This window comes from Acinetobacter sp. WCHAc010052 (assembly GCF_002165295.2).
GTDB classification, from domain to species: Bacteria; Pseudomonadota; Gammaproteobacteria; order Pseudomonadales; family Moraxellaceae; genus Acinetobacter; species Acinetobacter chinensis.
Window position 1 is genome coordinate 1166182 of record NZ_CP032143.1, and the last position, 16233, is coordinate 1182414.

At 42.0% G+C, this 16233-nt stretch carries 13 protein-coding genes and 1 pseudogene; 11 read left to right on the forward strand and 3 right to left on the reverse strand.

Going from position 1 to position 16233, the window contains the following annotated elements:
* Positions 1 to 572 precede the first annotated feature (572 nt).
* Positions 573 to 857, reverse strand: a pseudogene (locus tag CDG61_RS05885) (integrase); the annotation flags it as partial.
* Between the two features lie 150 nt (positions 858 to 1007).
* On the opposite strand from CDG61_RS05885, the gene CDG61_RS05890 reads away from it, so the two are divergent.
* Genes CDG61_RS05890 through CDG61_RS05900 form a run of 3 tightly spaced genes read left to right on the forward strand, consistent with a single transcriptional unit; the run spans position 1008 to position 4875 of the window.
* Positions 1008 to 2624 carry an alkaline phosphatase gene (locus CDG61_RS05890; protein WP_087550740.1) on the forward strand — a complete coding sequence of 539 codons (1617 nt, stop codon included), beginning with the start codon at positions 1008 to 1010 and terminating at the stop codon, positions 2622 to 2624.
* A gap of 14 nt (positions 2625 to 2638) precedes the next feature.
* Positions 2639 to 4150, forward strand: a complete 1512-nt coding sequence (locus tag CDG61_RS05895) for an alkaline phosphatase (RefSeq protein WP_087550741.1) — start codon at positions 2639 to 2641, stop codon at positions 4148 to 4150.
* Complete coding sequence (locus tag CDG61_RS05900; protein ID WP_087550742.1) at positions 4150 to 4875, forward strand: hypothetical protein; 726 nt, start codon at positions 4150 to 4152, stop codon at positions 4873 to 4875. Before CDG61_RS05895 ends, CDG61_RS05900 begins: the two co-directional genes overlap by 1 nt.
* A 77-nt stretch (positions 4876 to 4952) precedes the next feature.
* On the opposite strand, the gene CDG61_RS05905 is transcribed toward CDG61_RS05900, so the two are convergent.
* Positions 4953 to 5909, reverse strand: coding sequence for a helix-turn-helix transcriptional regulator (locus CDG61_RS05905; protein ID WP_228199620.1), 957 nt, complete (start codon positions 5907 to 5909; stop codon positions 4953 to 4955).
* 41 nt (positions 5910 to 5950) lie between these two features.
* Positions 5951 to 6877, reverse strand: a complete 927-nt coding sequence (locus CDG61_RS05910) for a diguanylate cyclase domain-containing protein (RefSeq protein ID WP_087550744.1) — start codon at positions 6875 to 6877, stop codon at positions 5951 to 5953.
* A 322-nt stretch (positions 6878 to 7199) separates the two neighbouring features.
* Between CDG61_RS05910 and CDG61_RS05915 the strand changes: the two genes are divergently transcribed.
* From CDG61_RS05915 to CDG61_RS05950, 8 genes are all read left to right on the forward strand, one after another.
* On the forward strand, positions 7200 to 9686 hold the full coding sequence (locus CDG61_RS05915; protein WP_087550745.1) for a TonB-dependent receptor: 2487 nt from the start codon (positions 7200 to 7202) through the stop codon (positions 9684 to 9686).
* Between the two features lie 79 nt (positions 9687 to 9765).
* Complete coding sequence (locus CDG61_RS05920; RefSeq protein ID WP_087550746.1) at positions 9766 to 11745, forward strand: phytase; 1980 nt, start codon at positions 9766 to 9768, stop codon at positions 11743 to 11745.
* A 103-nt stretch (positions 11746 to 11848) separates the two neighbouring features.
* Positions 11849 to 12547, forward strand: a complete 699-nt coding sequence (gene tolQ, locus CDG61_RS05925; RefSeq protein ID WP_068974782.1) for a protein TolQ — start codon at positions 11849 to 11851, stop codon at positions 12545 to 12547.
* 12 nt (positions 12548 to 12559) lie between these two features.
* Positions 12560 to 13006, forward strand: a complete 447-nt coding sequence (gene tolR, locus CDG61_RS05930; RefSeq protein ID WP_087550747.1) for a protein TolR — start codon at positions 12560 to 12562, stop codon at positions 13004 to 13006.
* Positions 13003 to 13767 carry an energy transducer TonB gene (locus CDG61_RS05935; protein ID WP_171405578.1) on the forward strand — a complete coding sequence of 255 codons (765 nt, stop codon included), beginning with the start codon at positions 13003 to 13005 and terminating at the stop codon, positions 13765 to 13767. The genes tolR and CDG61_RS05935 overlap by 4 nt, the downstream gene beginning before the upstream one ends.
* Before the next feature lie 630 nt (positions 13768 to 14397).
* Positions 14398 to 15372: a SphA family protein gene (locus CDG61_RS05940; RefSeq protein WP_087550748.1), complete on the forward strand. Its 975-nt coding sequence runs from the start codon at positions 14398 to 14400 to the stop codon at positions 15370 to 15372.
* A gap of 69 nt (positions 15373 to 15441) precedes the next feature.
* The gene (locus CDG61_RS05945) at positions 15442 to 15762 is read left to right on the forward strand and encodes an SDR family NAD(P)-dependent oxidoreductase (RefSeq protein ID WP_087550749.1); all 321 of its coding nucleotides are present in this window, start codon (positions 15442 to 15444) and stop codon (positions 15760 to 15762) included.
* Positions 15763 to 15766: 4 nt separating this feature from the next.
* Positions 15767 to 16228, forward strand: a complete 462-nt coding sequence (locus CDG61_RS05950) for an aromatic-ring-hydroxylating dioxygenase subunit beta (RefSeq protein ID WP_228199622.1) — start codon at positions 15767 to 15769, stop codon at positions 16226 to 16228.
* Positions 16229 to 16233 lie beyond the last annotated feature (5 nt).

Below are 16233 nucleotides of genomic sequence, written 5' to 3' on the forward strand. Positions count from 1 at the left end.
TTAGCCTACATGCTCCGATCCAAAGTGTACATACTTATGCGTTATTTTAGTACGGACTTTTTGGCAATTATTAGATATATCATTAATATACACGAATATAATATCCTGTAAATATACAGGGGTGAGTTGTAGTTGAATGGATATTTTTATTGTGTGAATTTTCAAAAAAACTAAACGTAATTTACAACAAAACAGAGTCCTTTGATGAGGTGCGTCCAGCGTTTACTTTTTCCTGATATAGAAAAATTTTTTGACTACGATTGGCGTAATAAATACCACTCTGAATTTACGGAAGAGCCTACCAAACGTGAAAAAAATTTATTACGAAGATTGATGCAAAGAGCAAATGTTGGTGAACCCATAATTCAGCAGAGGGACTCAAAAAATTACGTTTTTAAATTTCATGGTGACCCATACTTTTCCTCTACAAAAGGTCGTTCAAAGATAAAAGGTATCGGTCTAAATCGTTTTATTGGATCACAGAAAATTAGAAGTCAGGAATAGGTATAAAAAATAGTAACTAAATTTTGCGTAAAATATTTTTGTCTAGTTTCGTTTTTAACGAATGCAGTCTAATAAAACTGTGTACTACAGAATTTAGCCCAATCAGCCATTAAAGATTTACGTTTTTCAAGATAAGCTCCACGTAAATAAGCAGCTTCAACTTCATCTGGCAATTTATGGGCAAGCACGTGCTCACAGACTTCACGAGGATACTCGGTTCTGTCTGCCGACCAGTCACGGAATGAAGAGCGGAAGCCATGTGTGGTAATCACTCGATTTTGTTTAGGGTCAATATGGCCTAAGCTATTTTCTTTGATTTTTAATTTATGCATTGGTTTGATCAATTTTATTAAATATGTTTCAGACAGTATTTTCAGTCAAATATAGAAAGTGTATGGAAGCTGATTGAACTATTTTAGCAAGTAAATGAAAAAGTAGTTAAATGTCATCTTATTTAAATATCTGCGGCGTATGGTTCAGCCATCTTTAGATGGGTTGATGCCATGCTCGGTTCTCTTGAAAAATTCCAATTAAAAACAATCAGCGTGGTATGTATAAGTTTCAGCGCTTTATTGCTTACCGCTTGTCAAACTACTACGATAACGCGAAATCAACAAGCCAATACAGAGCAACAGCTCCAACAAGAAAAAGTCCAACAACCGAAACGTGTGGTCTTTTTTTTGGGTGATGGTATGGGCATCACCACGCTTACCGCTTCACGTATTTATGCTGTTGGTGAAGATGGTCAGTTGGCGATTGATCGGCTGCCTGAGTCTGCTTTTGTTCGTACCTTTTCTGAAGATGCGCAAGTCACGGACAGCGCACCTTCGATGGGCGCGTACATGACCGGTGTGAAGATGAAAAACGAGGTGATCTCGATGCAGACAGGGACAATTACGGTTGAACCTGACTCAGTAGGGAATAACCAGTGCGCTAGTAACCCGCAAAACAAAAATAAGCAAAACACACAGACTTTACTTGAATTAGCCAAAGCAAAGGGCTGGGGGACAGGGGTTGTGACCACAACGCGGATCACGCATGCCACACCAGCATCGACTTATGCGCATATATGCCACCGTGATGCTGAAAATGACATTGCATCACAGTTGGTCCCGAGTTCAAAAGGCGATGATTATCAACGCTATAACCTCAAACTCAAAGATGGAGTCGATGTGGTTTTAGGTGGAGGTAAGCGTCAATTTTTGCCTAAAGATGCAGGTGGAGAACGTACTGATGGGCGCAATCTAATTACCGAGATGCAAAAGGCAGGCTACCGCGTGGTTTTTGATGAAAACCAACTGTCCCAAGTGCAACTGGCGAAAAATGAAAAATTATTGGGTTTATTTAATAACAGCCATTTAAATTACGACTTGGATCGCACCAAGAAAAACTTGGTAGAGCCGAGTCTTAAGCAAATGACGCTGTCTGCTTTAGACATCCTGACGCAAAATAAAAAAGGTTTTTTCCTGATGGTGGAGGGCGGGCGTATAGATCATGCGCTGCATGACACCAATGCCAAACGTGCTTTACAAGACACGATTGCCTTAAATGATGCTTTAGAAGCAACCATTCAAAAGCTTAAACAAAGTGATCCTGAACTTAAAAATACACTGATTGTAATCACAGCCGACCATGATCACACCTTGGTTTTAAATGGTTATGCCAAGCGTACAGGAAAATACGTCGAAGGTAAGGAAACCAGTGTGCTTGGATTGGTAAAAAACTATGATCAAGCGGGCTTTGCTCAAGATATTCATGGTCAACCTTATCCGATTATCGGTTTTGGTACGGGCAAAAAACGCCCCACTCAAAACCGTATGGATGACTTGGTACTGAACTTAAAAGACACTGATGTCTGTCATCCTGTACAAGGGCCAAGGGCACCACAAGGTGAAAAATATAGTTTCACCTATCCTTTGGCTGAAACGGGTTGGTGTACGGGCACTGCTGCGGATGATTTCCAACAAGAAGCTGTGATTCAAACGGGCTATAAAGATAAAGAAACGCATGGCGGTGCAGATGTGTTTTTAGGTGCTATTGGTCAGGGAGCCGATCAGTTCTCAGGTAGCCTTGAAAATATTGAGGTCAATCACCTCATTCGTAAGATCACAGGCTTATAGCAGAGGGATATCACATGAAACATACTTTAAAAACCATCCCATACATGATGCTTCTGCTTACAGCGTCGATTTCTTCAAGTGCTTTGTATGCTGCGGACACCACAGTTACACCGACGAAAAGCGTTATATTCTTTTTAGGCGATGGCATGGGACCAACCACAGTGACGGCAAGTCGTATTTATGCTGTGGGGGAAAATGGCAAACTGGCCATGGACAGCATGAAGCACGCAGCAAGGATTAAAACCTATTCTGAGGATGGTCAAACCACAGATAGCGCTCCCTCTATGGGCGCCTATATGACTGGGCAGAAAAATAAAAATGAAGTGATTGCCATGACAACAGGAACGGTTGCGGTCGAACCTGAAGAAGGAAAATTGCCGAATGGCAAAAGCTTAGCGAATGCCATCAACCGTTGTCCAGAACAGGGTAGTAGTATGGTCGCAGGGATGCCTGCGTTAAGTATTTTAGAACTGGCAAAAAAGCAGGGTAAAGCGGTTGGCGTAGTGACGACGACCGAACTCACCCATGCCACACCTGCGGCAACCTATGCACATATCTGTCACCGTGATGCGCAATACGATATAGCGCTTCAAGCTGTTCCAAAAGGTAAAGCTTATAATCCAAACTTATTGGATGGCATTAATGTCCTTATGGGAGGCGGCTTAAATCATTGGACGCCTTATGATGCAGTCTCTAACCCCAAAGGGCGCTTGGATGGTCGTGATTTATTGGCAGAGTTTAAACAGCAGGGTTATCAAACCGTTTTAAGCCAAAGTGATTTGGCACAGACGGTCAATACTCAGAAAATTTTCGGCGTATTCTCCACACAGTCGCATTTAAATTTTGATTTGGATCGACTCAAGAAGAATATAGAGACTGAACCGAGTCTGGCGGCGATGACCAGTAAAGCGATTGATGCACTGCAAGCACAGAGTCATGGACAAGGCTATTTCTTGATGGTTGAGGGTGGGCGTATTGACCATGCGCTACATGCCAATAATGCCAAACGGGCATTGCAGGAAACCAAGGCATTTAATGATGCAATTCAAACTGCACTGGATAAAGTGGATTTGAGCAATACCTTGATTGTAGTGACGGCAGACCATGACCATGTGATGACCTTTAATGGTTATGCCGCACGAACGGGTCAAACGACGGAAACTAATCCAGGTATTTTGGGGCTGAGCTATGACTATAATATTGCAAAAGAGCAAAATGCTTACAGCAAAGTGCTGGCTGATGGCCAAGTACATAATCCATACCGCGATGTAAATGGGGCAACAGGAACGACGCTTGTTTTTGGAAATGGTACGGGTAAACGTTTAGATATTCGTGACAGTATTAGCAACGAGCAAGCCTTTGCTGACGACTATAAACAAGAAGTCGGGGTACAACTGACGAAAAGCGAAACACATGGCGGCGGAGATGTGATGCTGTTTGCTGAAGGAAAGAATTCAAATCTATTCAAAGGCACACAAGAAAATACATGGGTATTTGAGCAATTGAAAAAGGCGTTTGGATTCTAATGGATACAAGATTTATACGGCCGTTCAAATTCAAAATGAAATTCTTAGCATTGTCTTTCAGTTTGCTCAGTCCATGGGTATGGTCGGCCGATGAATATCGTATTGATTATCAGATTGAACGGTTGGATGCCAATGGGGTCACGACAATTCAAAAATACAGTGAGAAAATAATTCGAGATGAGCAAAATATTTGGATTGAACGTTTAAACACACAAACGCATGCTGACGAAGCCCAGACACATAGCAACACTCATGTGTCTGCCAAAACAGACACCCATGAGCATGTGAGTTTTGACAGTGCAATTCAGTGGATGCAGCGCAAAGATGTAGTCGGGCAAGCAAACGTAGAAAGTCCGTTTCAGCGTTTTTATATTTTGCCAGATGAAAAAATGCGGGTGCAATTGCAGGATGTTGACCAGGAAATGCTAGGGATGAAAAACTGTTGGCGCTGTGAATATAGTTTGATTCATCCTGACATTTTAAAGCGAGCACAATTGATTCAACGTGATCCGAAGTTAGCGCATTATCAAATACGCAGTGCTGGGCAAACGTTGAATATTATATGGAATGAACAGGATCAACTGGTTCAAAAATATGAATTGCTCAAACCGACCTCAGGCTATGCCAAAACCTTTACCGTGCGCAAAATTGGCCAACATGTTGCTACACCTTGGACGCAAACAGAAAAATACAGCGAACGTGACTATGCGGACTTTAGTGATTAACTGATGAGTTTTTGACTTTTAATTTCGGCGTTACAACAGCAATATTCGTGATTTTTTTTGGGGGGGGGAATAAGCGGTTAGGACTGTGCCGCTTGTACTGTTAAACCACTCCAACGCTTAAACGCACGTCGAAAATTAGTGGCATCGTTAATTTGTAAATACTGAGAAATCTGTTCAGTTTTAAAACCATGCACACGATATAAAATGATGGCGGTATGCAAACGACTTTGATCGAGTTGCGCCTGAAAATGGGTCTGATGCTTTTTCAGTTTACGTTTTAAGGTGGCAGAACTCATTTGAAAATAATCAGCAGTTTGTTCAAGTTGAATATTATTTTGAATATTTTGCATGAAGTATTGATGCAAACTGAGCAAAAAACTCTGTTGAATATTTTGAGCTGTCATTTCTTTCAGCGCATGTTGATAACTGATTGCAGCTAAGGTCGAAGAGGCATTGGGAAGTTTTTCATGGACCAAGTCACGAGGCAGGCTCATCATGTTAATCGGGCGATTAAACTCTAAAGCACTGCCTAAATGCGTCCAATATTGTTCAATATAATCCGGTTCAGAAAAATTAAATTCGAATTTCCACGCTAACTTGGTTTGATACAGTTGACGGCTAAATGCTTGTATTGCACTCATTGCGCTTTCGATTAAAAAGCGATTTTCAAATTTATTTTCATCTAACCAGTAAATATGAACATAGTCTTGGCTATACATGATTCGGGGGCATAGCCACGGTGAAACGGATGCGGAAAATGTTAAATAACGGCTAAGCGCCTCATCGAAGGTCGATGCATAGAGCATGGATTTAATCGCATCATTAAAGGGGGTGGTTAAGCTGCGCTGACCGAATAAAAAACTGATGTCCTGATTGCGGAAATGCAGTTCTGCATTTTTTAAAACCTGCTGTAACTGTTGCTGATTGATCAGCTTTTGTCCTGAAAATATATCTTCCAGGAAAATACCACTACCGCTGAGTAGAATATGATGATCGACTTCATGGCTGGCTGCTAAATCAATTAAAATAGACAATTGATGATGTGCAGGAATGTAGCTGTAGTCGCATTCGAAGTTCATACCATCGCTCGCTTAGGTGAATAGTATTGTTTCTTCTGGATCAATTGCTGATTTAAGGTACTTAACAATTGCTGAACAGACTGATATTGCTCGACTGAACAACAGGTTGTGATCGCTTTTAAGGGAATCTGTACCGATAAATCCTGCTGATAATAAGCACTGACCATCAGCATGCGCTCAAGCTGTGTAGCAATTTTTTCAGCTTGCTGAAGGCTGGTCTCCGGTAAAAGCATAATGAAACGATCCCCAGCGAAGCGACAGAGCAGATCATGCGGGCGTAAGTTCAGGCTGATCAATTGTGAAACGTGCTGTAAGATTAATGTACCTTCCTCAAATCCATATGTTTGATTAATATGATTAAAATTATGCATATCCAACAGTACAACTGACATATCGCTTGGTTCATGCAGATTTTGTTCGATAGCCACTTTAAGTTGGGTTTTAAAATAATGTGCATCTGCCAAAGGCGTGAGTGCATCGAACAGGCGGTGATCCCGATAGATTCGTTCCCGTTTTTGCATGTGTCTGGAAATTGCCAGTTCTTCCTGATGCCAGAAATAAATCCCAAGGGTAAACAGGCACAGTCCAATTGGAAAAGGTATGGACTCAAGCCATGCATCCCATATGATTTCTTTGGGCAGACGAATAAACTCATCTAAACTGTCCATCCACATATGGAAAAAAATAAAACATAATCCATAAAAAATATAATTAGTTACACGACCCAAAGGACGGCTTTTAATAATAAAGAAAATCCAGATGCCAATAAAAACAGTTGCCCCTCCTTCACCTAAAATATCGACCCAGTTCCATTCTGCGAATGATTTGACCTGACCAAGCAGGATAAATAGCCATAGCGATAAGCTACAGGCAATCGCCATACAACATAGAGGCCAGCGGTAGTAAGCAAAGTATTTAGGCATAGCATTTGGGAAATGATTTATTTTCGCCCAAGCTAAACAGATTCAGATGACAGTTTCATGGCAAGGACTGGAGTCAAAACAGATCAGACTATTTTTAATTCTGATCGAGAGAAATACTGAAAAACCCTGTCTTTGAGGTGAATATGCATCATTCCGTCAGCTAAAAAACTCTCTGTACAGATCAAATCAGCTCATTAATTCAAAAGAAAGCCTCGAAAACCTGCAAATTGAAGGGTTTAAATTTTGACTGTCACATCATGTTCACATTCAGTTTTTATTGTGCCTCCAAACCATGCCACTTTGGCTTGAGGGGATACACAAAATGAAAAATGCGAATAACCGTTCAGTGAGAAATAAACGTGCGGCTTTCCAGCTCAGCACACTGGTCCTGTCAATGCTCAGCATGACCCAACTGTATGCCGAAGATAACGCGGTGGAATATGTACAGGTCATTGGTCAAGCTGCAAGTATGGATAAAGCACTCAAAGAACAGAAACGTGCTGACCAGATCAGCAGTGTGGTACATGCTGATGGCATAGGACAGTTACCCGATGACAATGCAGCAGAAGCGCTGCAACGGATACCAGGGGTTTCTACAGAGCGTGATCAGGGTGAAGGACGTTTTGTTTCAGTTCGTGGTTTAGGGGCAAACCTGAATGCAGTGACCATCAATGGTACTTTGGTTCCTGCGCCTGAAAGTGACCGCCGTGGCGTGGCACTGGATGTTTTACCTTCAGAGCTGGTGCAGTCTTTGGCTGTGGTGAAAACACTGACACCTGATATGGATGCCAGTTCATTGGGTGGTACGGTTCAGGTCGAAAGTTTATCGGCTTTTGACCATGACGGTTTGTTTTACACAGGAACGGTTGAAGGTGGTTATGATGAAAAACGGGAAAAATATAGCCCGAAAGCATCTGGTGCCATCAGTAACCGTTTCAGTGTCGGTGAGGGAAAAGATAATCTTGGGGTCGCACTGGCGCTCAGTTATCAAAACCGAAAATTTGGCTCAGATAATGTCGAGACAGGTGGTGCCTGGGATGGGGAGACACTTGAAGAAACCGCAATGCGTCAGTATGACATTGAGCGAGAGCGCATTGGCGCAGGGTTGAATTTTGATTACCGCCCGAATGACACAGGCGAATACTATTTAAGAACTCTATACAGTCGTTTTAAAGATACCGAATCGCGTCAGGAAGTGTCTGCTGAATTTGCCGATCCACAACTTGCAGGGCAACAGGGTGATGCCGAAGCCGCTCGTGCTTTAAAAAGCCGTGTCGAAACGCAGGAAATACAGTCTTTTGTTCTAGGCGGCAAACAAGGTTTTGGCACCTGGGCGGTGGAAGGTCAGCTTGGTTATAGTGAAGCATCGGAAGAAAATCCAGGTGGTATTTCTGGAGCAAAATATAAAGCTGAGTTCAGCAATGTCGGTTTTAACAGTACCCAAAAACCTGTTATTACCGCAGATCAGGATTTTTATGATGCTGCCAGCTATGAGCTGGATTCGGTGTCGTGGGAAAAGTCTAAAACCACCGATAAGGAATACAACGGTAAATTAGACTTTTTAAAAGACTATATGCTGGGAAATTATGCTGCTGCATTGAAGTTTGGTGGCAAGATCAGTCAGCGTGAAAAAACCAGTAATACTGATGAGTGGGAGTATGAAGATCTAAGTACATCCAGTTCAGACTTTAATCACAACAGTCATTATGAACTGGGGCAGTTTGGTCCCACGATTAATGAAAATGCCATCAAAGACAAAATCAGCGGATTAAATCCAAACGACTATGTTGTTGCAGACGGCTCAATTATTAACGACTTTAAGTCAAATGAAGACATTCAGGCGGCTTATGTCATGAATACGGTTGATTTTGATCAACTGCGCGTGATCGCGGGTCTGCGTTATGAAAACACCAGTTTTGAAGCACGTGGGTTTGAGTTTAATGATGATGTGATTACTGCAACCAGATATGAAAATGATTATGATCACTGGTTGCCGAGCTTACATTTACGCTATCAGCTGGCAGATAACGCTTATCTTCGTGCAGCATGGACGAACAGTGTCGTGCGACCAAATTTTGCACAAAGTGCGCCAGGTGTTTATATAGATGGTGATGAAGCAGAATTTGGTAATCCAATGCTGAAACCACTTGAGTCTTCCAATTTTGACCTGGGAGTAGAAAAGTATTTTGGCAAAGCCAGCATGGTGAGCTTCTATGCATTCTATAAAGATATTGATCACTTTATTTACAGTACCAATATTGCAGGCAAGGGGCAGTGGGCTGACTTTGATGAGGCAATTACCTATAAAAATGGTAATCAAGCCAAACTGTATGGAATGGAGTTTGCTTACTCGCAAAAGTTTGAGCATTTAAGCGCGCCATGGAATGGTCTTCTGTTAGGTTTCAATACCACATTCAGCAAGTCAGAAGCAGATATTGATTCAATGAAAGATGGTGAGTTGTTGAGCCGTCGTATTCATATGCCAAATCAATCAGATATTGTGGGCAATGCCATGATTGGCTGGGAAAATGAACGCTTTGGTGTCCGTCTTTCAGCAAACTATAAATCAAATTATTTATATGAACTGGGTGACATTGATACACCTGAAAAAGACATCTATACCGATGATCAGGTATTCCTCGATTTAAGCAGTCATGTGAATTTATCGAAAAACTTACAGCTCAAGTTTGATGTGCAAAATATCACGGATGAACACTATTACAACTATGCGGGTTCTAAAGCTCATAACTCGCAATATGAAGAATATGGTCCAGCCTACAAACTGGCACTGACTTATACCCACTTTTAAACCGAATTAAATTTCAGTACTCAGGTTTTCTCTCCAGCAGAAAGCCTTGAGGATTTTTTGCCAGATTTTGAGTATCTCTATGAATGTTTCATTGTTTAAACTGTCTATTTTAAGCAGTTGTTTGCTGCTGTTGACTGCATGTAGTCAACACAATATGCCTCAAGCTACACAGAGCAGTCATCCGCTCACATCCGCGGAAGTGCAGATTGATTTACCGAGTGAACCTAAGCTGCAATTGCGTGAAATTGACACGAATGGGGCGAAAACTGAGGATGTACAATGGTTGAGCTTGAGTGCATGGCCAGAAGTTTCAGTCTTACTGAGTAGTAAGAACAAAGGACTACAGTTTTTAGATAGTGAACAGAATGTACTTCATCAGATTCAGGGTCAGTTCGGACGCTTTGATTATCGGATCGGTTCGGAGCATTTATTGATTGCTGCATCGGATTTGCAACAACAGCAAATTCAATTGATGAGCATGAATTTAAAAAATAAAGCATGGGATAAACCAGGCTTCATCCCAAAACGTTCATTTAAGTCTGAAGATGTCTGTCTGTATACCGATGCTCAGGGGCTGAGTTTTGCTTTTCTGGTGGGTGAAGAAGGCATTGGAGAACAGTGGCTTGTGGCAAAGCAGGAAAAAGTTCTGACTCAACCACAGTTGGTACGCCGTCTCAGTTTTCCACCTGCCAGTACTGTGTGCAAAGTGAATGATGCCACTGCGGAACTGTTCATTAATGAAGAGAATACGGGCATCTGGGCATATCCAGCGCATTCTGAGGCTGACATGGTGCGTCAGGCGGTGGATCTCGTGCAACCCTTTGGTTCAATTCAGGGTTCACCATCAGCAATTGCAATCACAGATAATCAGATCGCAGTACTGGATGCAGAAAAACCTTTGCTTTACCGTTATCAAAAGCAAGATCAGCACTGGAAAGCTTTAACTCCTTTGCAACTGGATCATTTAAAAGAAGCAGAGACGCTTAATATCCGAGGTGATTTTAGCAATAAATCCCTGCTGATTTTAGATGATAAAACTGTAAAAGTGACAGAGGCAGAGTGGGAAACACAGGCGACTACAAAGTCTAAAAATATCATCACCATTCCTGCAGAAGTGCAGACAGAAGGTGTGCCGAGTACAGGTGACGCAGCTGATGATCCTGCGATCTGGCATAACGCAGCACAGCCGAGTCAATCGCGCATTTTAGCCACAGATAAACAAGGTGGCTTACAGGTGAATGATTTAGAAGGTAAAACTGTTCAGTATTTGCCAGTAGGGCGCTTGAATAATGTTGATGTACGCCACGGTTTTAAATGGGGCAATCAAACCGTCGATCTGGCGGTGGCATCAAACCGAGATCATAACAGCCTGCATGTCTTTGCGATTCAACCCAAAACAGGCAAGGTGTCTGTGCTTGGCGAGCTCCCAACCACTTTGGATGATATCTATGGTATTTGCATGTACCGCGATGCTCAGGGTGAAATCTATGTGATTCCAAACGATAAAAACGGGACTTTTGTTCAATACCACATCACGGCAACACAACAAAAATTAAGCGCTGAAGAAGTGCAACGCTTTTCGGTGAAAACCCAACCAGAAGGCTGTGTTGTAGATGATGCTACAGGACGCATTTTCTTGGGGGAAGAAGATGTCGCGGTGTGGGTAAAAGATCTCAATCCAAAAACTCAGCTTCCAATGCAGCAGGTGATTGGTGTCGGAGATGTGATGCATGATGACATTGAGGGAATGGGACTTTATCACGGTAAAAATCAAAGTTATCTGGTGGTTTCAAGCCAGGGCAATGACAGTTTTGTGGTGATGGAGGCTGATGCGCCTTATACAGTTCGCGGTGTATTTCGTATCGGGATTAATACCGACAAAGGCATTGATGCTGTGTCTGAAACAGATGGGCTGGATGTAAGTTCACAGAATTTTGGTGGCAAATTGAAGCAAGGCATATTGGTGGTACAGGATGGACGTAAACGCATGCCTGAAACCAATCAGAACTTCAAATATGTGCCGTGGGACAAAATCGCTCAAGCCCTGAACCTCGACTGAATAATGCTTCAGTACCTGGTTGAGTACATGGGCTGCTAAAGAATCCCAGCCCATTTTAAAAATATATGTGCTGCACAATGCAGTAAAAAAATTGGAGTGCGTTATGCAAGCAACAATGGATCAAATGTCAGTCTGGATGCTGATCAGTCATGCCAGTGTATTGGTTAAAGTGGTGATGTTGATTTTGGTTTTATCCTCAGTTGTAAGCTGGTATCTGATCGTGCGTCACGGCATGTTACTTCGTGGACAGGAACAGCTTTGGAACCGCTTTTTAAAGAATTTTAGACAGCAAAAAGATCTTAATCTTTTACATCAGGACTATCAGCAGCCTGAACAGCAAAAAGGTGTTGTCAGCATTTTTCATCATGGTCTGGATGAGTACAACCAATTGATCAAAGATGAACAACTCACCACAAGTGATGTAATTGATGGGGTGGAACGACGCTTACTCAGCAGCATCAGTGAAGAAGAAGAAAAGCTTCAGCAGAATCTGACCTTTCTTGCAACAGTGGGTTCAGTCAGTCCTTATATTGGTCTGTTTGGAACAGTCTGGGGCATTATGAATGCGTTTATTGGACTGTCTGGTGTTGAACAGGCAACTTTAAATACAGTTGCACCAGGGATTGCAGAAGCGCTGATTGCAACAGCCATTGGTTTATTTGCCGCTATTCCTGCGGTGGTGGCGTATAACCGTTTTTCGGCACGTGCTGACAAGCTTTCCAGTCGTTATTACGGTTTTGCCAATGAGTTGCAGACGCGTATTTATCGTTTGTTGGGGCACACTGAGCGCACTTCGCGTTAAGGAGCAAAAGCCATGATTAAGCGTCCTCAAAAATTAAAACTCAATGCCGAAATGAATGTCGTTCCCTATATTGATGTCATGCTAGTGCTGTTGGTGATTTTTATGGTGACTGCACCAATGCTGACACAAGGTATTCAGATTGACTTACCTAAAGTCGATGCCAATGTCATGCCTGCGTCACAACAGCAGCGTATCGTGACATTGTCGATCCAGGCCAATGGTCAGTATTACTGGAATATTGGTACAGAAGTGAACACTGAGAAAGTCACAGATCAAGCCATTGATTTAGCCAGTATGCAACAAAAGCTGATTCCGATGATTCAAAAAGATAAAAGCCTGCAGTTTTATATACGCGCTGATCAGGATGCCGATTATCAACTGGTTGCTCAGGCGATTGCATCCTTGCAAAAAAGTGGTGTAACGAACCTGGGGCTGGTGACAGAGGAACCACAATCATGATGGCAACCATTTCCAGAATCAGGTTCCGTGATCAGGGTCTGGCACTTTCGGTCACGGCTGGATTGCATATTGCGTTAATTGCATGGTTATGTACGGTTGAGATGCATGAAACATTGGCGGAACCAAAGCCGAAAACCATTCAATTGCAATTTGTGCAAATACCACCTCCTGCCAAACAACAACCTAAACCTGAAAAGCCTGAACCAATGGTTGAAGAAAAAGTTGCAAATAAGCCTGTCCCCCAAAAACAGAAAGAAATGCCTGCCGAAGCCCAGCAGAAAACCAGCAAAAAGTTTGTAGAGTCGCAGAGTAATAAGACTGCAACTACAGCAAAAAAACAATCACAGCAAGTTGTAACAGAAGAGCAAAGTACAACGACGGAAACAAAGAAAGTTGTTGAGAGTCAGGCGAAGACAGAAACCTTAACTCAGACTAAGACCCAGAAAACAGTAGAACCCAAAACACAAACTCAACCTGAATCATTTGATGTTAAAAATTATCAACCTGTTTCAAAAATTGCACCTGCCTATCCTGAATCGGCACTGGATCGTAAGCTGGAGGGGGATTGTACAGTGGTGTACAGCGTGAATGAAAAAGGGCGGGTAGAAAATCCAAAGGCACAAGGTGACTGTCATCCAATGTTTGTACGACCTTCGATTCAGGCTGCGCTCGCTTTTAAATATCAGCCTCGTTTAGTCGATGGTAAACCGACCAGCGTATTGAATGTTAAAAATACATTTCAGTATCGTATTGAGAGTTAGTTCTATTGAATGAATATTTAAATTGAGACGAGCTTTGTAAACCGGTTGATGTTTTCTTAATTAACCGGAATCTTTCACTTGGGAAGTTTTATTCAGGCAGTTAACTTGTAAAAATATTTAGCCATTTGATTTTGTATTTTTGAAATATTGCTGTTAATTACTTTGATTGCTTCGGTTTTAAAATCGACAGTGTAAGGCTTTTGCTTATGGTAGACACCTGATATGTAACCAGGTTTTTATCAGCACACATCACTGTATATCAATTATGATGAAATACGCATAGCGACATGCTATCAAGGCAAATTACAATAATATATCAGACTGAGAACTTACCTGTATTGAACAGGAAAGTTTTATGCTGACAGCCTCAAATTAAATCAATAAAAATAACAGGTATTCTGGTACTTCCTGTCATACGGGAATTTATCAATGATTTCTGATATTCCTGCACCGATTTTCTTATCTTCAAAATTTACGTCATATAAACATGTAGAAATGCAGATTTAATTCTTACAAATGCTGCCTGCTATCTAATAATTTGATAACTGCTTTCATGCTTTTTTAGTGACTTCAGCGTCTGCATTTCAATAGTTTAGGTATTGGGAATAAACAGCGCTAATGGAGTAGGCAATGTTCAGACAACAACTTAAGCATATCTGTGCTTTCAGCATTTTATCTTTATATATTTCTCAAACTGTTATGGCTTTAGAGCCAGGGGCATCACCACAGGCACCTGCTGGCAATACGATGGGTATTCCATTGAATGCACCTTTGCCGCCTGGACTGTATTACACCAGTTCAACCAAGCATCTGAATGGTCAGTTAAAAGATGATAATGGCGACAACATGGGCTTAAAGCTGAATGCCCCTGCATCTACTTCGATTTTCATTTATACCCCAGGTATGAAAGTATTGGGTGGTGATTATCGTGCATGGCTTGCAATCCCGTTCATTATGGCGGAAGAAAACATCAGCAATCCTATGCTGGGTGAACCTGGTAAACATTCAAATAACAACATTGCCAATATTGATGTGCATTTTGCTGATATTGCCTGGACGTTGAAACCAGGGCAGTTTTTCAGTGCAGGTTTAGGTGCTATCACCACGACAGGTTCATGGAAACAGGGAGGTACCAATACAAGTGGTGAGTACTGGTCGATCAACCCGAGAGCGGGCTATAGCCTGATGAATCAGGACTGGAATATTTCACTTGAATCTTACTATTTTTATAATTTTGAAAATAAAGAAAATAAATACGATTCCGGCGATGAACTGTTCTTTGACGCGACTGTACTGAAAAAAGTTGATTTTATTCATCAGGGCTTACAGATAGGTCCAGTTGGCTACGTGCGGGAACAGGTCACCAGTGATGAAAACAAGGGTACGGCATATTATGGCACGACCAATGGAAAAGCTCGCCAAATGGGTCTGGGCGTACAGTTGTTACAGGATTTTGGTCGTGGCTTATTTGTGGGTTTAAGCTGGAGTAAGGATCTTGAAACAAAGAATGCAGTCAGTAACGATGGTCGTTTTGCATTGAATATATCCGTGCCGATGTATATGAAAGACCGACCAAAACCTGCTAATTTACCTGCAGAATTTTAATTTAATTATCACTTAATAAGTGCTTAAAAGGCTGATTTTTTTCAGCCTTTTGAATAAGGAGGTTCAGGAATGGTGCTACTGGAAAATCATGTAGTTTTAATTACTGGTGCAGGCTCTGGACTGGGTTTAGGCATTGCCCGTTATTGCAAAATGCAGGGTGCTGAGGTGATTGTGACGGATATTTCCACGGAGAAAATTCAACAATTGGAAACTGAATTTTCAGAGCGGGATCTCCTGTTGACCTGTGATGTGACCAGAATTGCTGATCTGGAATTTTGTCAGCAGCAGATTGTGCAGAAATATGGACGTTTAGACGCCGTGATTGGCGCACAAGGCATTTTTGATGGCAATGTTGCGATTAAGAATATGACTGCAGAACACCGTCCATAATTTTTTGGCCAGGGAGGCTCTGTTACTTGATGAGCGTCGTTTTGATGAGTGGTTTGCACTTTTAGATGATGAAATTGTTTATGAAGTGCCATTACGTATCAGCTCTTATCATTTTAAAGATGAATTTCCTGGAGAGGCATATCGTGTGCTGGATAAAAAAGCACATATTAAAGTCCGTATTGACCGAATGGCATCGGGTCAGGCATGGGCAGAAGTTCCTCCATCACGGACTTTGCGAGTGATTGGCAGCGTCATGATTGAGCCGACTGAACATGCAGATGTGGTGAATGTACACAGTGCGACCATCATGTACCGTCAGCGCGGTCATGATGAACAGGGCGATATTATTCCTTACCGTCGTGTAGATACATTAAAACTGACCGAGCAGGGGGTACGCTTACTGAAACGTAAAGCGATTTTAACCGAAGCGGTTTTACGCACACCGAATTTAGGCGTGTTTCTGTAAGTCAG